Annotated in this window: 1 rRNA gene; it reads right to left on the bottom strand. The window is 52.6% G+C overall.

From position 1 onward, the window contains the following. Window positions 1-23 precede the first annotated feature (23 nt). Window positions 24-1,512 (bottom strand): 23S ribosomal RNA (locus tag KQJ19_RS23530); the annotation flags it as partial.

Consider the following 1,512-nt stretch of genomic DNA (forward strand, 5'->3'; position numbering starts at 1 on the left):
CGCCAAAACACCTTCGGCGTTGTAAGGTTAAGCCTCACGGTTCATTAGTATCGGTTAGCTCAACGTATCGCTACGCTTACACACCCGACCTATCAACGTCGTCGTCTTCAACGTTCCTTCAGGACCCTTAAAGGGTCAGGGAGAACTCATCTCGGGGCAAGTTTCGTGCTTAGATGCTTTCAGCACTTATCTCTTCCGCATTTAGCTACCGGGCAATGCCATTGGCATGACAACCCGAACACCAGTGATGCGTCCACTCCGGTCCTCTCGTACTAGGAGCAGCCCCCCTCAATTCTCCAGCGCCCACGGCAGATAGGGACCGAACTGTCTCACGACGTTCTAAACCCAGCTCGCGTACCACTTTAAATGGCGAACAGCCATACCCTTGGGACCTACTTCAGCCCCAGGATGTGATGAGCCGACATCGAGGTGCCAAACACCGCCGTCGATATGAACTCTTGGGCGGTATCAGCCTGTTATCCCCGGAGTACCTTTTATCCGTTGAGCGATGGCCCTTCCATTCAGAACCACCGGATCACTAAGACCTGCTTTCGCACCTGCTCGAGCCGTCACTCTCGCAGTCAAGCTAGCTTATGCCTTTGCACTAACCTCCTGATGTCCGACCAGGATTAGCTAACCTTCGTGCTCCTCCGTTACTCTTTAGGAGGAGACCGCCCCAGTCAAACTACCCACCAGACACTGTCCGCAACCCGGATTACGGGTCTACGTTAGAACACCAGCCATTAAAGGGTGGTATTTCAAGGTTGGCTCCATGCAGACTGGCGTCCACACTTCAAAGCCTCCCACCTATCCTACACATCAAGGACCAGTGTTCAGTGTCAAGCTATAGTAAAGGTTCACGGGGTCTTTCCGTCTTGCCGCGGGTACACTGCATCTTCACAGCGAGTTCAATTTCACTGAGTCTCGGGTGGAGACAGCCTGGCCATCATTACGCCATTCGTGCAGGTCGGAACTTACCCGACAAGGAATTTCGCTACCTTAGGACCGTTATAGTTACGGCCGCCGTTTACCGGGGCTTCGATCAAGAGCTTCTCCTTACGGATAACCCCATCAATTAACCTTCCGGCACCGGGCAGGCGTCACACCGTATACGTCCACTTTCGTGTTTGCACAGTGCTGTGTTTTTAATAAACAGTTGCAGCCAGCTGGTATCTTCGACTGATTTCAGCTCCATGAGTAAATCACTTCACCTACATATCAGCGTGCCTTCTCCCGAAGTTACGGCACCATTTTGCCTAGTTCCTTCACCCGAGTTCTCTCAAGCGCCTTGGTATTCTCTACCTGACCACCTGTGTCGGTTTGGGGTACGATTTTGTGTTACCTGATGCTTAGAGGCTTTTCCTGGAAGCAGGGCATTTGTTACTTCAGCACCGTAGTGCCTCGTCATCACACCTCAGCGTTAACAAGACTCCGGATTTACCTGGAATCTCCGCCTACATGCTTAAACCGGGACAACCGTCGCCCGGCTAACATAGCCTTCTCCGTCCCCCC

The organism is Citrobacter sp. S46_ASV_140 (genome assembly GCF_018919545.1).
Taxonomy (GTDB): Bacteria; Pseudomonadota; Gammaproteobacteria; order Enterobacterales; family Enterobacteriaceae; genus Citrobacter; species Citrobacter braakii.